Source organism: Streptomyces sp. NPDC052109 (assembly GCF_040680195.1).
Classification (GTDB): Bacteria; Actinomycetota; Actinomycetes; order Streptomycetales; family Streptomycetaceae; genus Streptomyces.
Genome location: NZ_JBFAWF010000020.1, coordinates 103,190 through 120,963, shown reverse-complemented (window position 1 = coordinate 120,963; position 17,774 = coordinate 103,190). Strand labels below are relative to the sequence as shown.

The 17,774-nt window shown below is 70.7% G+C and carries 15 protein-coding genes; 5 read left to right on the top strand and 10 right to left on the bottom strand.

Annotated elements, in window-relative coordinates; all coding sequences use genetic code 11:
• Window positions 1-557 precede the first annotated feature (557 nt).
• Window positions 558-1,721: a citrate synthase/methylcitrate synthase gene (locus tag AB0L59_RS31860; RefSeq protein ID WP_365590149.1), complete on the bottom strand. Its 1,164-nt coding sequence runs from the start codon at window positions 1,719-1,721 to the stop codon at window positions 558-560.
• Window positions 1,722-1,836: 115 nt separating this feature from the next.
• Here AB0L59_RS31860 and AB0L59_RS31855 point away from each other — a divergent pair, with 115 nt between their 5' ends.
• The 4 genes from AB0L59_RS31855 (at window position 1,837) to AB0L59_RS31840 (ending at window position 6,685) form a co-directional block, all read left to right on the top strand.
• Entirely contained in the window at window positions 1,837-3,093 is a 1,257-nt protein-coding gene (locus AB0L59_RS31855; protein WP_365590107.1) for a citrate synthase, read from the top strand.
• A 137-nt stretch (window positions 3,094-3,230) separates the two neighbouring features.
• On the top strand, window positions 3,231-4,172 hold the full coding sequence (locus AB0L59_RS31850) for a sucrase ferredoxin (protein ID WP_365590106.1): 942 nt from the start codon (window positions 3,231-3,233) through the stop codon (window positions 4,170-4,172).
• A gap of 159 nt (window positions 4,173-4,331) precedes the next feature.
• Window positions 4,332-6,008 carry a sensor histidine kinase gene (locus tag AB0L59_RS31845; RefSeq protein WP_365590105.1) on the top strand — a complete coding sequence of 559 codons (1,677 nt, stop codon included), beginning with the start codon at window positions 4,332-4,334 and terminating at the stop codon, window positions 6,006-6,008.
• Window positions 6,005-6,685: a response regulator gene (locus tag AB0L59_RS31840; RefSeq protein ID WP_365590104.1), complete on the top strand. Its 681-nt coding sequence runs from the start codon at window positions 6,005-6,007 to the stop codon at window positions 6,683-6,685. The genes AB0L59_RS31845 and AB0L59_RS31840 overlap by 4 nt, the downstream gene beginning before the upstream one ends.
• Window positions 6,686-6,703: 18 nt before the next feature.
• Here the strand turns inward: AB0L59_RS31840 and AB0L59_RS31835 are convergent, their stop codons facing one another.
• The 3 genes from AB0L59_RS31835 to AB0L59_RS31825 all read right to left on the bottom strand — a co-directional run bounded on the left by AB0L59_RS31835 (window position 6,704) and on the right by AB0L59_RS31825 (window position 9,516).
• Window positions 6,704-7,762 carry an ABC transporter substrate-binding protein gene (locus tag AB0L59_RS31835; protein WP_365590103.1) on the bottom strand — a complete coding sequence of 353 codons (1,059 nt, stop codon included), beginning with the start codon at window positions 7,760-7,762 and terminating at the stop codon, window positions 6,704-6,706.
• An 88-nt stretch (window positions 7,763-7,850) separates the two neighbouring features.
• On the bottom strand, window positions 7,851-8,711 hold the full coding sequence (locus AB0L59_RS31830; RefSeq protein ID WP_365590102.1) for an ABC transporter permease: 861 nt from the start codon (window positions 8,709-8,711) through the stop codon (window positions 7,851-7,853).
• On the bottom strand, window positions 8,701-9,516 hold the full coding sequence (locus AB0L59_RS31825; RefSeq protein WP_365590101.1) for an ABC transporter ATP-binding protein: 816 nt from the start codon (window positions 9,514-9,516) through the stop codon (window positions 8,701-8,703). The genes AB0L59_RS31830 and AB0L59_RS31825 overlap by 11 nt, the downstream gene beginning before the upstream one ends.
• Before the next feature lie 158 nt (window positions 9,517-9,674).
• Here AB0L59_RS31825 and AB0L59_RS31820 point away from each other — a divergent pair, with 158 nt between their 5' ends.
• Window positions 9,675-10,367, top strand: a complete 693-nt coding sequence (locus AB0L59_RS31820) for a response regulator (protein WP_365590100.1) — start codon at window positions 9,675-9,677, stop codon at window positions 10,365-10,367.
• Between the two features lie 17 nt (window positions 10,368-10,384).
• On the opposite strand, the gene AB0L59_RS31815 is transcribed toward AB0L59_RS31820, so the two are convergent.
• From AB0L59_RS31815 to AB0L59_RS31790, 6 genes are all read right to left on the bottom strand, one after another.
• Window positions 10,385-11,977 (bottom strand): cation acetate symporter, encoded by a 1,593-nt coding sequence (locus tag AB0L59_RS31815; protein WP_365590099.1) that lies wholly within the window; start codon window positions 11,975-11,977, stop codon window positions 10,385-10,387.
• Complete coding sequence (locus AB0L59_RS31810; protein ID WP_365590098.1) at window positions 11,974-12,522, bottom strand: DUF485 domain-containing protein; 549 nt, start codon at window positions 12,520-12,522, stop codon at window positions 11,974-11,976. The genes AB0L59_RS31815 and AB0L59_RS31810 overlap by 4 nt, the downstream gene beginning before the upstream one ends.
• A gap of 69 nt (window positions 12,523-12,591) precedes the next feature.
• Window positions 12,592-13,281, bottom strand: a complete 690-nt coding sequence (locus AB0L59_RS31805; protein WP_365590097.1) for a response regulator transcription factor — start codon at window positions 13,279-13,281, stop codon at window positions 12,592-12,594.
• Window positions 13,278-14,429 carry a histidine kinase gene (locus AB0L59_RS31800; protein ID WP_365590096.1) on the bottom strand — a complete coding sequence of 384 codons (1,152 nt, stop codon included), beginning with the start codon at window positions 14,427-14,429 and terminating at the stop codon, window positions 13,278-13,280. Before AB0L59_RS31800 ends, AB0L59_RS31805 begins: the two co-directional genes overlap by 4 nt.
• Window positions 14,426-14,947 (bottom strand): DUF1453 domain-containing protein, encoded by a 522-nt coding sequence (locus AB0L59_RS31795; RefSeq protein ID WP_365590095.1) that lies wholly within the window; start codon window positions 14,945-14,947, stop codon window positions 14,426-14,428. Before AB0L59_RS31795 ends, AB0L59_RS31800 begins: the two co-directional genes overlap by 4 nt.
• A gap of 515 nt (window positions 14,948-15,462) precedes the next feature.
• The gene (locus AB0L59_RS31790) at window positions 15,463-17,586 is read right to left on the bottom strand and encodes a DNA topoisomerase IV subunit B (RefSeq protein ID WP_365590094.1); all 2,124 of its coding nucleotides are present in this window, start codon (window positions 17,584-17,586) and stop codon (window positions 15,463-15,465) included.
• Window positions 17,587-17,774: the final 188 nt, after the last annotated feature.

Genomic DNA, 17,774 nt, shown 5'->3' with positions numbered 1-17,774 from the left:
TCCTCGCGGCCGTCCGTCCCACTGTCCTGGGCCTGGCCGACCGGCGAGACGTGTCCCGTCGTCTTCGTGCGCATCGCGATCATTCCGGTCAGCCGGGTGTACCGTGCCGCACCCGTATTCGCCTCCCCGGCACGCCTCGTCGGCGTCGCCCTGCCGCGGCCCCTCAGGGCGACCATCTCCGCATGGAGAACGAGGAGGCGCGCCTTCCGGCCCACCGCGGCTGATACGTCTCACCCTCAGCGAGCCTGCGCACCGGACCGGCCGGCGCCCGCCGAACACCCTCGCGACGCGTGAGCCGTGGAAGCAGATCCTGCTCTCCGATCCGATCGTGAGCACGCGGAGCAGCGCCGGCCAACGCGGCCTTCGCGGACGGGCGGGAGATGCGCGCGTGGCACCGCTGTTTCACCCAGATCCGGACCAGGCCGCTTCACCCAGGGCCGGACCAGGCGGCAGCGGCGGTTCACCGCCCTTACCGAGGACGCTTCCCGGGGCGCCGGCGGCCGCCGGGCCTCCCGTACCGGCCCGGCACTGCTGCATCACCTCGGAGGAGTGATCCGTCACGCCGGCGCGGGCACCGCCACCGGTGGCTCCGGTCCCACATACCGCGCCACCGGACGGATGATCTTCGAGTCGGCCGCCTGTTCCAGGATGTTGGCGCTCCAGCCGACCACTCTGGCCGCGGCGAAGGTCGGGGTGAACATCTCGCGCGGCAGGCCGCACAGTTCCATGACCACACCGGCGTAGAACTCGACGTTCGTGTGCAGTTCACGGCCGGACTTCAACTCCGCCAGGATCGCCTCGACCTGACGCTCGACCTCGACCGCGAACGCGACGCGTGGGCCGCCGAAGCCGAGGGCGATCTCGCGCAGCATCCGCGAACGGGGGTCCTCGGTGCGGTAGACGGCGTGCCCGAAGCCCATGATGCGATCGCCGGCGAGCACCCGTTCCCGGATCCAGGAGTCGATGCGGTCCGGGGTCCCGATGGCGTCCAGGGTGTCGAGGGCACGGCTGGGCGCCCCGCCGTGCAGCGGCCCGGACAGTGCCCCCACGGCCCCGACCAGGCAGGCGGCAACATCGGCGCCCGTGGACGCGATGACCCGGGCGGTGAAGGTTGACGCATTGAAACCGTGATCAATGGTTGAGATCAGATATTGCTCGACCGCACGGGCCTGCCGCGGATCCGGGACCGAACCGGTCAACATGTACAGGTAGTTGGCCGCGTACGACAGATCCTCACGCGGCTCCACCGGGTCGAGGCCCTGCCCCAGCCGGTAGAGCGCGGTGAGGAGGGTCGGTACGGCCGCGCAGGCGGCGACGGTGTCGGCGCGGCGCCGATCGGGCTCGATGTCGTAGACCGGCCTGAACCCCTTGGCCGCGCCGAGCAGTGACAGCGCCGTGCGCATACCGGCCAGCGGACCGGACAGACGGCTCGCGGCGGCGATCGCCGGCAGGACGGACCGGACCTCCTCGGGCAGCCGGCGCAACCCCGCCGTCTCGGCGGTGAAGGCGGCCCGGCGCCGGGGGTCCGGCAGGGTGCCGTGGACCAGGAGGTGCCAGACGTCCTCGAAGCCGCGGGTCTGCGCGAGTTCGACGGCCGAGTACTGGCGGTAGTGGTAGAAGCCCTCGAGCCCTCGCACGTCCCCGATCTCGGTGTCGGTGACGACGACTCCCGCGAGTCCGCGCGGCACATCGACGCGGGGCGCGGTCCTGTTGATGGACATGGTGTGTTCCTCCCTGGACTTGATCCGACTGTCCATGCTTGACTAATTCCTTGTCAATATTGATTCGATCAACACATACCGATCAAGATGTTCAGAGACGGCTACGGTGACCCCCATGCGCGATCACGAACCCGCTCCCGGCCGTCCCGGACGAAGGCTGACCACCAAGGAGACAGCCGAACTGCTCGGCGTGAAGCCGGAGACGGTGTACGCGTACGTGAGCCGCGGCCTGCTCAGCAGCAGACGCGAGCCCGGCGGCCGTGCCAGCACGTTCGAGGCCAAGGAGGTCGAGGCGCTCGCCCGGCGGAATCGGCGCGAGGCGGCCGGAACCCCTGGCTCGGGCGGGGACCTGTCCGTCCGCACCCGCATCACGCTGATCGAGCAGGACCGGTACTACTTCCGGGGCGTGGACGCCGTCCAGCTGGCCGCCCGTCACCCGTACGAGGAGGTCGCGGAGTGGCTGTGGACGGGCCGGCTGACGCCGGGCGTGACCTTTGCCGCGCCGGGCCCCACCGTCGAGGTCGCCCGTCGCGCGGTCAACGCCCTGTCCGAGCACGCCTCGCCCACCGACCGGCTGCGCGTGGCGGCGATCGCCGCGGCGGCCGAGGACCCGCTGCGCTTCGACCTCTCCGAGGACGCCGTGCTGAACACCGCGCGGATCCTGATCCCCACGCTGGTCGACGCGCTGCCGCCGGCCCTGCACGACCACAAGGACGACGGCCCGCTCGCGCACCGGCTCTGGGGCCGGCTGACCGGCCGCCCCGCCGACGCGGCGTCCCTGCGCGTCCTGGACACCGCCCTGGCCCTGCTCGCCGACCACGACCTGGCCGCCTCCACGCTCGCGGTCCGGGTCGCCGCCTCGGCACGCGCGCACGCCTACGCGGCCGTGTCGGCCGGGCTCGGCGTCCTGGAGGGCCCGCTGCACGGCGCCGCGAGCGGCATGGCCCACCGCATGCTGCTCGACGTGCTCGACCAGGGCACAGCCGTTCCGGTGATCGCCGACGAACTGCGTGCGGGCCGCCGCGTCCCCGGGCTCGGCCACCGGCTGTACACCGGCGAGGATCCCCGCGCGAGCGCGCTGTTCGGCCTGCTGGAGGAGGTGCCGCGCGCGGAGTCCGCCCTGCTCGCGGCCCGGGACATCGTGGCCACCACCGCCCGCCACACCTCACTGCACGCCAACGTCGACCTGGCCCTGGCGGTGTTCACCGCGTCCAGCGGCATGCCCGCCACGGCAGGCGAGACGATCTTCGCGGTCGCACGGACGGCGGGCTGGATCGCACACGCCCTGGAGGAGTACGGCGAACGCCCCCTGCGTATGCGCCCCGTCGGTCACTACGTGGGCCCGCGACCTCCGCAGCCCCTGCCGGAGTAGGCCACCGGCCCCTGCCTGAGCGGACCGCCGGCCTCTTCTGGAGCCGGCAGTCCGACCGTGGTCCCCGACCCCTCCCGGAGGCGAACACAACCACGGCCGGAAGTCGCCCCGGAGAGAGTCAGGTTAGGCTCGCCTCTGTGAGTAGGTGTGCGACCGTCTCCCGGAGCCTCGACGAGCCCGTTTCCGGTACGGCGGCCACGGCGACGACGTGGCTGCTGCTGGAACAGCCCGGCCCGTGGGGCGCCAAGGCGCTCACTTCGAGCCACCTGGACCCCACGCTGGGCCGGGCGCTGGAGGCGGCCGCAGCGGGAACCGGCGTACGGGTCGCGCTCATCCGGCACCCCGGGCGCCATGCCGACCCCGGCACGCCCGCCGCCCGTCAGGTGTACGCCGCCCACACCGTGCCCGGCCATGTCTGGCTGCACAGCGCCAAGATCCGCGATCCCCGGCTTCTGCTCGGCCTCGACTTCGCCGCCCTGGGAGCAGGCGACCCCCGTTCCTTCGGCGCCGCGCTCGGCGGACGGCCGTACCACGGCGACCCGCTCGCGCTCGTGTGCACGAACGGCAAGCGCGACCGTTGCTGCGCCCTCCTGGGCCGCCCCCTCGCCACCGAACTGGTGACCTCGGGAGTGCGCGGAGTCTGGGAGGTCACCCATCTGGGTGGACATCGCTTCTCGCCGACGGTGCTCGTCCTGCCGTACGGCTACGCCTACGGCCGCGCCGAGGCGCACACGGTCAAGGAGGCGCTGCACGGTATCCGGGACGGGCGCGTGGTGGTCGAGGGGTGCCGCGGCTGCTCGGCCTGGGAACGGCCCGGTCAGGCGGCCGAGCTGGCCGTCCGGTCCGCCGCGGGCGAGTACCGTGCTGGGGTCCTGAGCGTCGTACGGACCGCCGACGAGGCCGCGCACTGGGAGGTCACCGTCGCGCACACCGACGGCCGCCGCTGGCGGGTGACGGTGGCGCAGGGCGCCTCCCTGCCGCCCCGCCCGGAGAGCTGCGGCGCGGCGGTGCTGGGCGCCCCCGCGCGGATGGACGTGGTGGCCGTGCGCGAGCTCAGGCCGACGGCGCTGGCGAGCTGAGCGGTCGCCTCTTCGAAGAACGACGCTTCGATCGAGAACGACCGCTCCGATCAAGAGCACCCCCTCTTTCCGGGACGACCGCCTCGTTCAAGAACTGGTCAAGAGATCCCCACCACACCCCCTGGGGCCCGTCGGGTCTTCCCACGTAACGTCGTGCGTATGAGCCCCACTCCCCCCGCGCGCCGTCTGCGCCTCGGTCTGCCACGGCGGGTGTTCTCGCAGGTGCTGCTGATGCAGCTGGCGATCGCCGCGGGGGTCGCGGTGCTCGCGACCGGACTGTTCCTTGCGCCGCTGAGCAAGCAGCTGGACCAGGAGGCGATGCACCGCGCGCTGGCCATCGCCGAGACCACGGCCCAGGACCCGCAGATCGCCGAGGGCGTCCTGACCACCCCGCCGACCAGCGGCGGCCCGGTGCAGAAGGAGACCGAGCGGATCCGGCACGCCACCCACGCCGAGTACATCGTGGTGATGGACCGCAGGGGCGTGCGCTGGTCGCACACGACCCCCTCGGAGATCGGTGACTTCGTCTCGACCTCACCGAAGGTGGCGCTGGCCGGCAACGAGGTCATGCAGATCGACACCGGTACCCTGGGCCGCGCCGCCCGCGGCAAGGTGCCGCTGTACGACACCCACCACCGCATCATCGGGGCGGTCTCGGTCGGTATCGCCTACGACAGCGTGCGGGCGCGCCTGATCAGCGCGATTCCGGGGCTGTTCGCGTACGCCGGGGGTGCGCTGGCGGTGGGCGCGCTGGCCGCCTGGCTGATTTCCCGCCGGGTCCAGCGGCAGACCCGTGACCTGGCCTTCTCCGACATCTCGGCGCTGCTCGCGGAGCGCGAGGCGATGCTGCACGGCATCCGCGAGGGCGTGGTGGCCCTCGACCGGGGCGGCCGCATCCGCCTGCTCAACGACGAGGCACGGCGGCTGCTCGGCATCGGCGACGAGGCCGTCGGGCTGCCCCCCGACGAGGCGCTCGGCGCGGGCCGTACGACGGACGTGCTGGCCGGCCGGGTGAGCGGCACCGATCTGCTCACCGTGCGCGGCCAGCGCGTGCTGGTCGCCAACCGGATGCCCACCGACGACGGCGGCGCCGTGGCCACCCTCCGCGACCGCACCGAACTGGAGCAGCTGGGGCGCGAACTGGATTCCACGCGCGGCCTGATCGACGCCCTGCGCGCCCAGGACCACGAGCACGCCAATCGCATGCACACCCTGCTCGGACTGCTGGAACTGGAGATGTACGACGACGCGGTCGAGTTCGTCGGCGAGGTGGTCGGCGACCACCGGGTCACCGCCGAGCAGGTCACGGAGAAGATCCAGGATCCCCTGCTGGCCGCGCTGTTGGTCGGCAAGGCGACCGTCGCCGCCGAGCGCGGGGTCGCGCTGTGGGTGTCGGAGCGCACCCGCCTGCCGGACCGGCTGATCGATCCGCGGGGGCTGGTCACGGTCGTGGGCAACCTGGTGGACAACGCCCTCGACGCGGTCGCCGGCACCCCGCACGCGCGCGTGGAGGCCGAGTTGCGCACCGAAGGCCGTACCGTCGTCCTCAGAGTGCGCGACACGGGCCCCGGAATCCCGGCCGACCAGCGGGAGCTGATCTTCACCGAGGGCTGGTCCACCAAGAAACCGCCCGCGCACGGGAAGCGGGGCATCGGGCTCTCTCTGGTGCGCCGGCTCGCCGAACGCCAGGGCGGGCGCGCGACCGTGGGCGCCGCGGACGGCGGCGGCGCGGAGTTCACCGTGGTCCTGCCGGAGGCGCTGACCGAACCGGAACTGGAACCCGCGGTGCCCGGTCAGGCCGCCGAGACCGCTGCCGTCGCCGAGGAGGCGCGATGATCGAGGTCCTGGTCGTGGACGACGACGCCCGCGTCGCCCGGGTGAACGCCGCGTACGTGGAGAAGATGCCGGGTTTCCGTGTGGCGGGCGAGGCGCACAGCGCGGCCGAGGCGCTACGGCAGGTGGAGACGCTGCCGCGGCTGGACCTGGTGCTCATGGACCACTATCTGCCCGACGACACCGGTCTCGCGGTCGTCCGGGAGATGCGCCGGCGCGGCCACCAGACCGACGTGATCATGGTGACGGCGGCGCGGGACGTGTCGACCGTCCAGGCCGCGATGCGGCAGGGTGCCCTGCAGTACCTGGTGAAGCCGTTCGCCTTCGCCGGTCTGCGCGCCAAGCTGCAGGCGTACGCCGCGCTCCGGCGCACCCTGGACGGCGGCGGCGAGGCCGAACAGGCGGAGGTGGACCGCATCTTCGGCGCCCTGTCCGCGCCGTCGGAGCCGGAGCTGCCCAAGGGACATTCCCCCACGACGGCCGACCTGGTGCGCCGGGCGCTGACGGACGCCGAAGGGCCGCTGTCCGCCCAGGAGATCGCCGAGCGGACGGGGGTGAGCCGGCAGACGGCCCAGCGGTACCTCAAGCTCCTGGAACGCACCGGACGGGCGCGGCTCACCCTCAAGTACGGCGACGCGGGCCGCCCGGAACACCGTTACGTGTGGGCGACCCGCGGCTGAGCGCGTTTCACGCGGCGGTCACCTGACCGCCTCGACGAACTCGGTCGTGTACGTCTTGCCCAGGTCGACCTTGGCGTTCTTGATGTTGGGGTTGAACGACTTGAGGACCTTCTCGACGGTCTCGGGGCCGCCCTGGGGCATCACGCCGTCGTCGGTGAACATCGGCAGGGTGCTCTTGATGGACTGCGCGTAGAGCGCCTTGTTGCCCTGCGAGTAGTCCGCGGGCATCTTGGCGGCGATCTCGTCGGCGCTGTGGGTGGACATCCACTTGAGCGTCTTGACGAATGCGTTGACCAACTTCTGGACGGTGTCCTTGTGTCCGTTGACCCAGTCCGTCTGCATGTACAGACTTGACGACGGGTACGGGCCGCCCAGCGCCTTCTGAGATCCCTCGGGGGTGCGCATGTCGAGGAGGACCTGGCCCGCCTTCTTGTCCAGGATCGTGGCGACGGTCGGATCCGTCGTCATACCCGCGTCGATGGAGCCCTGCTGCAGCGCGGAGATGAAGGTGGGTCCCGCGCCGACGGCGACCGGGGTGACATCGCTGACCTTCAGACCGTTCTTGACCGCCAGGTACTTGGTGAGGAAATCGGTCGAGGAACCGAGGCCGGTGATACCGAGCTTCCTGCCCTTGAAGTCCTTCGGTGAGGTGATGTCCTTCGCCTGCTTGGCCGAGACGACCTCCACCTCGCCGGGCGCGTGCGAGAACTGCACCACGGACTCCACCGACTTGCCCTTCGCCTGCAGGTCGAGAGTGTGGTCGTAGAAGCCGACGGCACCCTGGACCTGGCCGGAGACGAGCGCTGTCTCGGCCTGGACACCGGCGGGCTCGCTGAGGAGTTCCACGTCGAGGCCCTCGGAGTCGAAGTAGCCGAGCCGCTGGGTCAGCATGGCCGGCAGGTAGATGACCTTGTCCAGGCCACCGACCATGATCTTGACCTTCGTACCCTTGCCGTCGCCCTTGCCGCCGGCGCCGGCGGAGGTGCTGCTGGCCGCGTCGTTGGCGCAGGCAGTGAGCGAGGAGACGGCCAGCAGGCCGGAGACGGCGAGTGAGACGTATCTGGTGGTCTTGCGCATGACGATTCACGTCCTTGTGAGAGGGCGGTGCGGGGGAAGGTGCGGTCTTGGAGGGCTGGGCCTCGGGGCTGCGCTCGGTGGGCCGGGCTCAGCCGGAGTGCGCCGGCTTCCACCGGAAGATGCGGCGCTCGGCGAAGGTCAGCAGGCCCTCGGCGGCGAGGGCGACGACGGCGAGGATGACCATCGCGGCGTAGACGCCTGCGGCGTTGAAGGTGCCCTGAGACGCGGCGACGAGCAGTCCGATGCCCTTGGTCGCACCGATGTACTCGCCGACGATGGCGCCGATGAGGGCGAAGCCGAAGCTGACGTGGAGGCTGGTGAAGATCCAGGAGGTCGCCGACGGGATGACCACCTGAAGCGTCACCCTGCGATTGCTCGCGCCGAGGATCCGGGCGTTGGCGACGAGGTTGCCGTCGACTTCACGGGCGCCCTGGAAGGCGTTGAAGAACACCGGGAAGAACACCAGCACCACGGCCGACGCGACCTTGGAGGCGGGGCCCAGGCCGAACCAGATCAGGAAGATCGGGGCCAGGACGATCCTGGGGATGGAGTTGAGCACCTTGACGTACGGACCGAGGACGTCGGCGAGGAAGGCGATCCGCCCCAGAGCGATACCGAAGAGCACACCGGCGACGACCCCGATGATCCAGCCGAGCAGCGCCTCCTGCAGCGTGGCCCAGATCTGCTCGCCCAGCGAGCCCTGTGCCGTTCCGTGCATCACCCAGGTCCAGATCTGGTCCCAGATCTGCGACGGCATCGAGAAGTTGAACGGGTCGATGATCTTGGCGCGGGACAGTCCCTCCCACAGGCCGAGAACGGCCACCAGCAGCAGCACGCGCACGGCGGCGACGAGGGCCTTGCGGCGGCGGGCGGCCTGGGCACGGGTCTGCGCGCGGTCGGGAACCTTGGCGGTGTCGACCACCGGGGTGCTGAGGACCTCAGGCGACACGGGCGGCACCCCTCTCGCGGGTGATGCGGACCTCTTCGCCGAGGGACTGCCAGATCTCGCGGTAGATCTCGATGAACCGCGGCTCCAGGCGCACCGACTCCACCTTGCGCGGCCGGGGCAGGTCGATGTCGAAGACCTGCTTCACGGTCGCGGGTCCGGCGGTCATCACGACGACCTTGTCGGCGAGCGCGATGGACTCCTCCAGGTCGTGGGTGACGAACACGACGGAGGCGCCCGTGCCCTCCCACAGCTCCAGCAGCTCGTCCGACATCAGGGCCCGGGTCTGCACGTCCAGCGCCGAGAACGGCTCGTCCATCAGCAGGATCTCGGGATCGTTGACGAACGTGGCGGCAAGGGCGACACGCTTGCGCTGACCGCCGGACAGCTGGTGCGGGTATCGGTCCTCGAAGGCGGCGAGGCCGACGCGGGCCAGCCACTCATGTGCCTTCTCCTTGGCCTCGGCCTTCGGTACGCCCCGGAAGCGCGGGCCGGCCATGACGTTGGACAGCACCGTGCGCCAGGGGAAGGTGGCGTCCTGCTGGAAGACGAAGCCGACCTTGTCACCGACGCCGTCGACCGGCTCGCCGGCCACCAGCACCTCACCCTCGGTGGGCTCCTCCAGGCCGCTGACCAGAGTGAGCGTGGTGGACTTGCCGCAGCCTGTCGGGCCTACGACGGCCACGAACTCGCCGCGCCCGACGGTGAGGTCCAGACCGCGCACGGCTGTGTGCAGGCCCCCTGACGGGGTTCTGAAGGTCTTGCTCGCGCCCCGCAACTCGATGGCGGGGCTGGTGTGTGCGCTCATGGCCCGGGACGGTAGGTGTGGCTCCGGCCACAGCAGGAGTCTTGTGAGCACAAGCCGTTCTTTTGCTCGCAAGAGCCTGTTGTGCTCATTTTGCTCGCGCTACAACTGCGGAGCCGAAACACGGGCTTAACGCTCGTCGGCCTTGAAGGAGAGGCCTGATGATTGACGTCCTGGTCGTGGACGACGACTTCCGCGTCGCGGAGATAAACGCCAAGTACGTGGGAAAGGTTCCCGGCTTCCGGGTGGCCGCCCGCGCGCACAGTGCCGCCCAGGCCTTGGCCGTAGTCGAACGCGGCACGATCGACCTCGTCCTGCTCGACCACTACCTGCCGGACCAGACCGGTCTCGATCTCGTCCATCGCATGCGGGAGCAGGGCCACGGCACCGACGTCATCATGATCACCGCGGCCAGCGATGTGACGACCGTCCAGCAGGCGATGCGCCTGGGCGCCCTGCACTATCTGGTCAAACCCTTCACCTTCGCCGCCCTGCGCACCCGCCTGGACTCCTACGCCGCCCTGCGTCGCACGGTGGACCGGGTAGGGGGCCGGGGCGTGACGGGCCAGGAGCAGGTCGACCGGATCTTCGGAGCGCTGCGGACGGCCCCCGCACCGTCCGCGCCCGGCCTGCCGAGCGGCCACTCGGAGCCCACGACCGATCTGATCTGCGGCGTCCTGCACGGCGCCGACCAGCCGCTGTCGGCGCACGAGGTGGCCGCCCGGACCGGCCTGAGCCGCTCCACGGCCCAGCGTTATCTGCGCCACCTGGAACAGGTGGGCAGGCTCCGGCTCTCCCTGAAGTACGGCGACACCGGCCGGCCGGAACACCGGTACGCCTGGGTGGCGCCGTAGCGAACACCGCGGGTGCGCTACACGGCCCCGGCGCCGGTCAGCGCCCGTACCTCGGTCTCGGCGTACTTGGCCTCGTCCGCGACGTCGCCGGACGTGACCGTGCCGAGCCAGCCGGCGACGAAGCCGAGCGGGATGGAGACGATGCCCGGGTTCTGCAACGGGAAATACTGGAAGTCGACGTCCGGGAACAGCGAGGCCGGGCTGCCGGACACCACCGGGGAGAGCAGCACGAGTCCCAGCGCCGGGATCAGTCCGCCGTATACGGCCCACACCGCGCCGCGGGTGGTGAAGCCACGCCAGAACAGCGAGTACAGCAGCACCGGAAGGTTGGCCGACGCGGCGACGGCGAAGGCGAGGCCGACGAGGAAGGCGACGTTGAGGTCGCGGGCCAGCAGACCGAGCGCGATCGCCACGGCACCGATACCGACCGCCGCCCATCGCGCCACGGACACCTCGCTGCGCACCTTGCCGCGCGAGCGCCGCAGCGAGGCGTACAGGTCGTGCGCCACCGACGCGGAGGAGGCGAGCGTGATGCCGGCGACCACGGCGAGGATCGTGGCGAAGGCCACGGCGGCGACGACCGAGAACAGGACCGTGCCCCCGGTGGAGCCCGCGCCGCCGCCCAGGTCGAGGGCGAGCAGCGGCACCGCCGTGTTCCCGGCCGCGTTGGAACCTCGCACCGCGTCCGGGCCCACCACCGCCGCCGCCCCGAAGCCGAGGACGATCGTCATCAGATAGAAGCCGCCGATCAGCCCGATGGACCACACCACGGAACGGCGGGCGGCCCGGGCGGTGGGCACCGTGTAGAAGCGGGACAGGATGTGCGGCAGTCCCGCCGTGCCCAGCACCAGCGCGAGTCCCAGGCTGATGAAGTCGAGGCGGGCGGTCCATGTGCCGCCGTACTTCAGGCCCGGCGCCAGGAACGCCCTTCCGTGACCGCTGCGGTCCGCGGCCGTGACCAGCAGCCGGTCGATGTCTCCGTGAAAGCGCAGCAGGAGGAGCACGGTCAGGGCGATCGTGCCGCTCAGCAGCAGCACCGCCTTGACGATCTGGATCCAGGTCGTGGCCCGCATGCCTCCCAACGACACATAGATCACCATGAGCGCCCCGACCCCGATGACCGCCCAGGCCTGGTCCACTCCGCTCGTCCGCCCCAGCAGCAGCGCCACCAAGCTGCCCGCGCCGACCATTTGCGCCACCAGATACAGAACGGACACCGTGACCGAGGAGGTTCCCGCGGCGATCCGCACCGGCCGCTCGCTCATCCGGGCGGCCACCACGTCGGCCAGGGTGAACCGCCCGCAGTTGCGCACCAGTTCGGCCACCAGGAACAGCACGACCAGCCAGGCCACGAGGAAGCCCACGACATAGAGCATCCCGTCGTACCCGTACAACGCGATGAGCCCGGTGACCCCGAGGAAGGAGGCGGCCGACATGTAGTCACCCGCGATGGCAAAACCATTCTCCATGGGAGAGAACAGCCGTCCTCCGGCGTAGAACTCCTCCGCCGAACCGTGCCGGCGTCGGCTCACCCACGTGGTGATCCCGAGGGTGACGGCCACGAAACCGCTGAACAGCAGCAGCGCCAGCCTCTGATGGTCACCGGTCACGAGGCACCTCCCCGCGTCCCCCGGGCCAGTTCCTGGGTGTCCCAGCGCAGTTCCAGCGCCGCCCGGTCCCGGCGCAGCCGCGCATGCCGGGCGTAGGCCCAGGTGAGCAGGAACGTCGTGAGGAACTGTCCGAGCCCTGCCAGCATGGCCACGTTCACCGCTCCCGCCACGGGCCGGGCCATGAGTCCCGGCGCTGTCGTGGCGGTGACCACATAACCCACATACCAAGTGAGGAAGACGGCGACCCCGGGCACCACGAACCGCCGGTACCTGGAGCGCACCTCCTGGAAGGCCGCGCTGGCCTGCACCTCGACGTAGACGTCGCGGGCACGGGCCGCCGTTCCGCTTCGCTCTCCGCGAGCGGGCGGCACCGCCGCGGCCGGCGCACCGGTGCCGTCCAGCTCGCCCCAGCCGGAGGCCAGGGCGTCGTACCAAGGGTCCTCGTACGTCATGTCGCGGGACGGCGCGTCGTGGTCTTCCTGGTTCTGGGCCGAACGCTCGGAACCGTCCCCGGCTCCGCGGGCACGACCGTTGCTTGACTGCATGCCCAAGGATGGACAGATCGGGAAGATCCCTGACTCTTCTTCCCCCGGCTCTTCACCCCATCAGGTGATTCACTGTGTGGGCGGCCGCACCAGTCCCTTGCTGTAGGCGTAACGCACCGCCTGCGCCCGGTCCTTGCTGCCCGTCTTGGAGAAGAGATTGTTGATGTGTGTCTTCACGGTCGCGGTCGACACATGCAGCCTGCGGGCGATCTCCTGATTGCTGAGCCCCTCGGCGATCAGCAGCAGCACCTCGGTCTCCCGCGCGGTCAGTCCGTCGGGCGGCGCCTGGGCGGTCGCCGGCGGGCCGGGTTCGGGCTGCGAGAGCCGCTCCAGCAACCGTCGCTGAACGCTCGGTGACAGACCCGCTTCCCCCGACAGCACGCTCTGCACGGCACGCACGATCTCGTCCCCGCCCGCGTCCTTGGTCAGATAGCCCCGGGCGCCGGCGCGCAGCGCGGGGAACAGCGACTCGTCGTCCGCGTACGTGGTGAGGACCACGACCTGGGTCGCCGGGTACTGCGCCCGGATCCGCCGGGTGGCCTCCACTCCGTCACAGCGGGGCATCCTGAGGTCCATCAGGACGACGTCCGGGGCCAGTTCCCCGACCAGCTGCACTGCCTCCTCGCCGTCTCCCGCGGCACCCACGACCTCCACCCCGGGGAGCAGCCCGAGCAGCATCACGATGCCCTCCCGGACCACGGTCTGGTCGTCGGCCACCACCACCCGTGCGGGCTTCCTCGCCTCCTCCGTCTCCGTCATACAGGCACCTTCAACGTCACCACGAAACCCTCCTCGTCCGGCCCCGCGTCCAGCGAGCCGCCCAGCAGCTCGGCACGCTCGCGCATGCCCAGCAGACCGTACCCGCCTCCGGAGCCCGTGAGTTCGCCCGGCCGACCGCCCGAGTCCCGTACGTCCAGTGTCACTTCGTGCGCGCTGTAGCCGAGTCGCAGCTGCACCTTGGCGCCGTGGGCGTGCTTGCGGACGTTCGTCAGCGCCTCCTGGGCGACCCGGCGTACGGCCTGGGAAGCCTCTGCCGGCAGTGGTCTGCGCTCACCCGTCACGGTGATCTCGGCACCGTCGGCCTCGCTGACGAGTTCGCTCAGGAAGTCCTCCAACGGGGTCAGCTCACCCCTCAGAGCGGACAGGGCCTGCCGGGTCTCGGCGAGTCCGTCGCGCGCCATGCCCCGGGCGGCCACCACCCGCTCCAGGATGCGCTCGCGGTCCGCGCCGTTCTCGATCAGCAGCCGGGCCGCCTCCAGGTGCACCAGCTGTGCCGAGAGGCTGTGGGCCAGGACGTCGTGGATCTCCCGTGCGATGCGCGCTCGCTCGGCCAGCGCGGCGGACTCGGCCTCGGCCGCCCGGGCGGCGCGCTCCTGGGCGAGGAGCCGCTGCGCGCTGCCACGGGCCTCGGCGTCCAGCCGGAGTACATAGCCGGCGAGGGCCATGCCGGCCACGGTGGCGGCCGTGGTCAACCAGACGTCGTTGTTGAACGCGGAGTACGAGGCCAGCCCGACCGACGCCACAGGTACTGCCGCTCCGAGCGGGAGCCGCTCCAGGGCGCTGATTCCGCAGCCGCACCAGAGCACCAGGGCCGGCGCTCTGAAACCGGTCGCCTCGGCGGCGACGGCGATCCCCAGGAGGACGGCGATGAGCGCGAGGGAGGGCATCAGCCGGTGCTGGTAGGTGGTCCGGAAGAAGGCCCACGAGACGAGAGCGGCGAGGAGGACTCCCGACGCTGCCGCGAATCCGCTCCAGATGCCGACATGCCTCTGGCTGAAGGCGCTCCACAACAGCAGCGCGAGCACGAGCACCCGCACCGCCCAGGCGAGCATGCGCCGGGGCCGGGAGATTCCCGTACGGCCGAGCGCCTCCCGCGACGGCCAGCGTGTCCAGGCGTTCTCGGTCACGCGCGCTCCCTCCTGACCGACCGCATTCCGTCACCGTACGCCGGGGCGGGACGGTTCGCGGTGCCCAAGGACTGGGCCCGCCAGACCAGGATCCCGCCTCGGACCAGCAAGGTGCCGGCGAGGCCCAGCATCAGAGCGGAACTGTCCTGGTGCAGCCCGAGCGCGACGCCGCAGCCGTAAACACCGATGCGCAGGGCTATGCCCAAAGCCCATACGGCGCCGCTTGCCCTGGTGCTCTTGGTCCACACGACACCGTCCGGAGCCGTCCACAGGCGAGTCGTCCAGGCCCAGCCGGCACCCGTGGCCAGACCGATCAGCAGCTCCACCGCGAGCAGCACCGCGGATTCCGCCCGGTGGTGGACATCGAGGATGCCCGGCTCGCGCAACGCGACGACGGCGAGGATCACGGGGAGCAGCCACCAGCGCCGGTCCGTGTTGATCGCGCGGGCGCGGAACTGCCGCGCGATCACTATGGCGGCGACGGCCACGATCACCAGCGCGTTGACGAGCCCGGACATCAAAGCCTCCGTGAGCGAGAAGTGGTGCCGGCAGCGAGTGCTGCCGACATCTTCGAAGCTACGGAAAAGCGCAGGTCGAGGGATCGGAGCCGGGGTGGATCACGGGTGGAATCCCGGAGCGGTCCGTCTCCACCCACGGGTGTAGAGCCCTCGGAGGGAGACCCTGGCCGGGGTGGCGGACGCACTCGGTCGGAGCGGCTCCTTCGGCCCGACGAAACCGGCGTGCTTCACCGGGGCGCCGTCCGCATCGGGACGGCACCGCATTCCGACCACTGCACCCGGCACCCGGCACCCGGCACCCGGCGATGAAACGCATGCCGCGACCGCACCCGAGTCGGCATCTGCCGGCCCCGGCCCGGTCGAAGGGTGACCGATCGTCCGGCCGGCGAAGGATGGCCGAGGGCCACCTCCGCCGGTCAGCAGGCGATCATTCCTGTGCCCGTCCCGCCTCGCTCGGCCCGGCCTCGCCCGCCGTCCTCCGGCAATCCCCCGGCGGCCGAGACCCGGCGCAGCGGCTACGCGTCGATGCGCGACCGGTCCAGCGTCGCAGCCGAGCCGGAGATGAACTCCTTGCGAGGCGCCACGTCGTTGCCCATCAGCAAGTCGAAGACCTGCTCGGCGGCCTCGAGGTCGGACAGGTTGATCCTGCGCAGGGTGCGGTGGCGCGGGTCCATCGTGGTCTCCGCCAACTGGTCGGCGTCCATCTCGCCCAGACCCTTGTAGCGCTGGATGGAGTCCTTGTACCGGATGCCCTTGCTCTGGAACTCCATGAGCTTGTCGCGCAACTCGCGGTCCGAGTACGTGTAGACGTACTTGTCCTGGCCCTTCTTCGGCTGGACGATCTCGACGCGGTGCAGCGGTGGCACGGCGGCGAAGACCCGGCCGGCCTCGACCATCGGCCGCATGTAGCGCTGGAACAGCGTGAGCAGCAGGCAGCGGATGTGGGACCCGTCCACATCGGCGTCGGTCATCATGATGATCTTGCCGTAGCGGGCCTGGTCGATGTCGAACGTACGGCCCGAGCCCGCTCCTATGACCTGGATGATCGCACCGCACTCGGCGTTCTTGAGCATGTCGGTCACCGACGACCGCTGCACGTTGAGGATCTTGCCGCGGATCGGCAGCAGAGCCTGGAACTCGGAGTTCCGCGCGAGCTTGGCCGTACCGAGCGCGGAGTCTCCCTCGACGATGAACAGCTCGCTGCGGTCGACGTCGTCGCTGCGGCAGTCGGCGAGCTTCGCCGGCAGGGACGAGGACTCCAGAGCGGTCTTCCGGCGCTGGGCGTCCTTGTGCTGGCGGGCCGCGACGCGCGTGCGGGCGGCGGCCACGACCTTCTCCATGACGACCCGGGCCTGCGCCGCGGCATCCCGCTTCGTGCTGGTCAGGAACGCCTTCAGCTCCTTGGTGACCACGTTGTTCACGATGCGGCGGGCCGCCGAGGTGCCCAGCACCTCCTTGGTCTGGCCCTCGAACTGTGGCTCGGCCAGGCGCACGGTCACGACGGCGGTGAGGCCCTCGAGGGCGTCGTCCTTGACGATGTTGTCCTCGGCGACCCGCAGGAGCTTCTTGGCGCGCAGCACGTCGTTGAACACGCCCGTCACGGCCTGTTCGAAGCCCGAGACGTGGGTGCCGCCCTTGGGGGTGGCGATGATGTTCACGAAAGACCGGACGGTGGTGTCGTACCCGGTGCCCCAGCGCATCGCGACATCCACGCCCAGCTCACGGGTGACCTCGGTGGGGGTCATCTGCCCGTGCTCGTCCAGGACGGGGACCGTCTCCTTGAAGGTGCCCTTGCCGGAGAAACGGAGGACATCGCAGACCGGCTTGTCGCTCGCCAGGTACTCGCAGAACTCGCTGATGCCTCCGTCGAAGCGGAAGGACTCCTCGCCCTTGCTGCCGCCCTCGCCGAGGCCGAACTCGTCGCGGACCACGATGGTCAGCCCCGGCACCAGGAAGGCCGTCTGGCGGGCTCGCTGGTGGAGGGTCTCCAGGGAGAGCTTGGCGTCCTTGAGGAAGATCTGCCGATCGGCCCAGTAGCGCACGCGCGTGCCGGTGCGGGTCTTGGGGACCTTCTTGGTCTTGCGCAGGCCGCTCTTGGCCTCGAACTTCGCGTCGGCTCCGTCGGCCGCGAAGGCTCCGGGCACCCCACGCCGGAAGCTGATGGCGTGCGTGTGGCCGCCGCGGTCCACCTCGACGTCGAGACGGGCGGAGAGGGCGTTGACCACAGAGGCGCCGACGCCGTGCAGACCGCCGGAGGCGGCATACGAGCCGCCGCCGAACTTGCCGCCGGCGTGGAGCTTGGTCATGACGACCTCGACGCCGGACAGGCCGGTCCTGGGCTCCACGTCCACGGGGATGCCGCGGCCGTTGTCGCGCACCTCCACGGAGCCGTCGTCGTGGAGGATCACCTCGATGCGGTCGCAGACGCCCGCGAGGGCCTCGTCCACCGAGTTGTCGATGATCTCCCACAGGCAGTGCATCAGACCGCGGCTGTCGGTCGAGCCGATGTACATACCCGGGCGCTTGCGCACGGCCTCGAGGCCCTCGAGGACGAGCAGGTGCCGCGCGGTGTAGTTGGAACCGTCCCGGTCTGCTCCTGCCAGCAGCGCTGTGGACGGCACGGACGTATCGGCGGTCACGCGGTTCGCTCCTCGCTGAATTTCAGTTGGCCCCCTACTGGGTAAGGGGCGGCTTCGGTCGCCGCTCAGAGGGTACCGAGGCCTGGTAGAGCCGGTGTAACGCCACCCTCGTCGGGAACTCAGACTAGTCCAGGCTCGCATAGGTGTTCGATCGCTCGATGGAGTGAAGTACATATCACGTTCCCTTG